The 3206-nt window shown below is 36.1% G+C and carries 2 protein-coding genes; both read right to left on the minus strand.

From position 1 onward, the window contains the following. Nucleotides 1–301: 301 nt before the first annotated feature. Nucleotides 302–1771, minus strand: coding sequence for an FAD-dependent oxidoreductase (locus PHD84_10720; GenBank protein ID MDD5638268.1), 1470 nt, complete (start codon nt 1769–1771; stop codon nt 302–304). Beyond that, on the minus strand, nt 1758–3206 hold a 1449-nt coding region (locus PHD84_10725; GenBank protein MDD5638269.1), incomplete at its 5' end, for an FAD-dependent oxidoreductase. The genes PHD84_10725 and PHD84_10720, both read right to left, overlap by 14 nt.

Consider the following 3206-nt stretch of genomic DNA (forward strand, 5'->3'; position numbering starts at 1 on the left):
CACATAGCACCTGCAAATACATGAGGTATTATCCATGGAATAATAATTATGGATCTAAAAAAACCTCTGCCTTTTATCGGCTTATCCAATACTAGTGCCATAATTATCCCACATATAATCATTCCTGTTATACTACCAACAAACCAGATCAATGTTATTATTAATATTCTTAAGAAAGATTCTGTAAATAAATTTTTACAATTTTTAAAATTATTCCAACCTATATAACTTATCTTTTAAACCGTTTCTACCTCTAATTATTATCTTGTGTATAAATTCCATCTAGCCAATATCATATATGTCATTGGTTATAAATCCTATCCAATAATAGCTCTTTTGCTTCTAGCGGCATTATTACTGAATCTCCACCCTTTTTTGTTATCTCTGTTACTGGAATACCTAACTCTCTGGACATTATCTTTAATATCCTTGGTGTACAAAATCCACCCTGGCAGCGACCCATGCCCGCTCTGGTACGGTATTTAATCCCATCCAATGTTCGTGCACCTCTTTTAATTGCGTCAATAATCTCTCCCTCGGACACATTTTCACAGCGGCATACAATATGACCATATAATGGATTATTTTCTATAAAGCAATCTATTTTTGTATTGGACAATTCATTTATATGAGGCATATCTTTTCTATATGGGTTAAAATCTTTTTTTTCAATTAACTTTATGTCCTCTTTTTTTAAGATATTGTCTATTATATATTTAGCCATAACCTGGGCTGCCGTTATGCCAGAGCCGCCAAGAATCATATTAATAAACTTTGGAGTTTCTACAGAAGGTCTTATTAAATAATCATCGCCTGCCATCGCTATGACTGCGGAAAATGATCTAATAATTTTATTTTTATCGAGATTTGGTATGATTTTTTTACCTTCAGGTAAGACCCAGCAATTAATTCCATCCCTGGTAGTTCTTGTGTCAGAAATATCATTAACTAAATCATTTTTAGTGCCTACCATGATATTTCCGTGTAATGTCGGCATAATGAAATCACCAGGCGCGGATCCATTTATATCTCTTAGTATACGGTTTACCAAACCATCGCAAGTTTTATCAAATATCGCTCTTTGCATCCTGACACCATTTATCTTAAAACTCCTGTCGCCAACCATACCGGCAATTTTATCCGCATAAGCACCGGCAGCATTTATTATGTAGGAAGCTTTAAATTCACCTATATTAGTTTCTACAACAAAACCGCCATCTTTAATCTTTATATTATTACAGGTTGCATTAGTAAAAAGTTCCACACCATTTGCTACAGCGTTTTCGGTAAAACCAAAAACCAAGTCCCATGGACTAACTATACCGGTAGATGGAGTATAAAGAACAGCCTGTACCTCTTCTGAAAGGTTAGGTTCCATTTCTTTTATTCTTCTTTTATCTAAAATCAATTCGACTTTTGGAACATGGTTGCTTATTGCCAACAATTCTAATTCTCTTAAGACCTCCAAGTCTTTTTGGCTAAATGCAACCAGGAACTTCCCGGCCTTCTTATAAGGTACATCCAGTTCAGAACACATTTTTTCCATATGCAGATTTCCAACTGCCTCGCCCATGTTCCTGAGTGGTGTATTCTTATTGCTCAGACAGCTATGAACAATAGCATGTGTTCCTTTCGTGGTGCCAAAACAAATATCCGGCTCTTTCTCAATGAGTGCTATGGATAATTCAAATTTTGATAGCTCTCTCGATACAGAGGATCCGGCTATACCTGCTCCTATGACAACAACATCATATTCATTACTGCTTACCATATTTATTTACCTCTCTATCTCTCTTGAATGGATAATCCATAGTAGCAATAATATCTGTACCTGAACCAAGAATATTTTTAACAATCAAGTCACCAATTTTTAAAGGATGATCTATTTCGATCTCAGCAAGTTCCTCCATGGATTTTTTTATTAAATTCATTGAAATTGGTTTGCTTGATCTGAATGGAAGCAAGGGTTGTAAACTATCAACTGTTTTCACGGTACCTGTTAAAATTCTTTCAGGATCTTTTAATTCTCTGACAGCAAATTCTTTTCCGCGTTTACATTTAAAGTTAATAGTTCGTGTTATTTCCCCATTTTCATCTACATATACCTTGCCTCTGCAAGCCAATGGACATACTAAACATACAATCTCTTTTTCATTGTGACCATTTTCAATCTGATCGACGTTGCCAGTTTTATGTATAACACAATCAATTCTTAATCTACCATCCATTATATTTTTAATAATCTTAGAGGGTAAATCAATCTTTATCATCTCGCTTGGTTTTACCATTTTCATATCTTTTGTAAACAAGTCTCTGCCAATTTTCAATGTAACCTTTTCTGCGGGGTCCATAACCCTTAAATATAGCGATACATCGGAAACACCGCTAATATACTCCGGAACTATATAGCGTATATTGCTGCCTTTTTCCAGCTTTATCCTATGGTTACCATCACCTAATTTTCCCGAAAGATACGCAGCTACAGATTTACCTGCCCTTTCCCCACCAAGTGTTACATAATCTACCAGGTCATGAACATGTACTACATTTCCAGCAGCAAATATCCCCGGAATGTTTGTATGCATATTTTCATCTATAATTGGACCACCGGTAACAGAACTTAACATGACGCCAGCTGATTTTGAAAGCTCATTTTCGGGAATCAGGCCAACTGAAAGCAATAAAGTGTCACAATCTATGTATTTCTCCGTACCCTCAACTATTTTAAATTTTTCATCCAACTTAGAGATAGTTACCCCTTCTATTCTTTCATTGCCATGAATCTCTGTTACTGTATGCCTTAAATAAACTGGTATGCCATAGTCTTTCAGGCATTGATATTCATTTCTTATCAATCCACCTATATAAGGCATTATCTCTACAACTGCTTCAACCCGGGCATTCTCAAGAATGACCCTTCTGGCCATAATCATCCCGATATCCCCAGATCCCAGTATTACGATGTTCTTACCGGGAAAGTATCCTTCAACATTTATGAATCTCTGGGCTGTGCCTGCAGTTAATATTCCTGCAGGTCTACTTCCAGGAATATTTATAGCCCCCCTCGGTCTTTCCCTGCACCCCATAGCCAGTATTATGGCCCCTGCTTTTATCTTTAGCAGGCCTTTATCACTATTGACAGCTGTTATTTGCTTATCTGCAGTAATGTCAATTACCATTGTGTTTAAATATACCTCGATATTATA

The sequence above is a fragment of the Atribacterota bacterium genome (assembly GCA_028717805.1).
GTDB lineage: Bacteria > Atribacterota > Phoenicimicrobiia > Phoenicimicrobiales > Stramentimicrobiaceae > Stramentimicrobium.

Excerpts from the sequence above, each read along its gene's own strand:
- PHD84_10720 (MDD5638268.1), bottom strand. The coding sequence starts at position 1,771 with ATGGTAAGCAGTAATGAATATGATGTTGTTGTCATAGGAGCAGGTATA.